Raw genomic sequence first — 410 nt, 5'->3', positions numbered from 1 at the left:
CGATGCGCTTAGGGGACACACCCGTTCCCATCCCGAACACGACGGTTAAGACCTAAGCGGCCGATGGTACTGCACTGGAGACGGTGTGGGAGAGCAGGCGGACGCCAGATCAAATGGGGATGTAGCTCAGTTGGGAGAGCACCTGCCTTGCAAGCAGGGGGTCGAGAGTTCGAATCTCTTCATCTCCACTCAGAAGCAAGTTTTCTGAAAGATGGGCTTATAGCTCAGCTGGTTAGAGCGCACGCCTGATAAGCGTGAGGTCGGTGGTTCGAGTCCACTTAAGCCCATTGGCTTGTATTTCATATATGCTGTGAGGCTAAGTGATATAAGCCAATGATTGTACCTTGAAAACTGCATACATGTAAGTTTGTGTATAAGATACACAAGCATCCTTGATATAAAACGTTAAT

At 49.0% G+C, this 410-nt stretch carries 2 tRNA genes and 1 rRNA gene; all 3 read left to right on the top strand.

From position 1 onward, the window contains the following. Positions 1-110, top strand: a 5S ribosomal RNA gene (gene rrf, locus OCV61_RS18485); the annotation flags it as partial. A gap of 5 nt (positions 111-115) precedes the next feature. After that, positions 116-188, top strand: a tRNA-Ala gene (locus OCV61_RS18480). Positions 189-213: 25 nt separating this feature from the next. After that, a tRNA-Ile gene (locus tag OCV61_RS18475) sits at positions 214-287 on the top strand. Positions 288-410: the final 123 nt, after the last annotated feature.

Origin of the sequence: Blautia ammoniilytica (assembly GCF_025566965.1) — a bacterium.
In the GTDB taxonomy this organism is placed as follows: Bacteria; Bacillota; Clostridia; order Lachnospirales; family Lachnospiraceae; genus Blautia_A; species Blautia_A ammoniilytica.
Note: the sequence above shows the minus strand (reverse complement) of the source record. Positions and strands in the feature narration are given on the sequence as shown.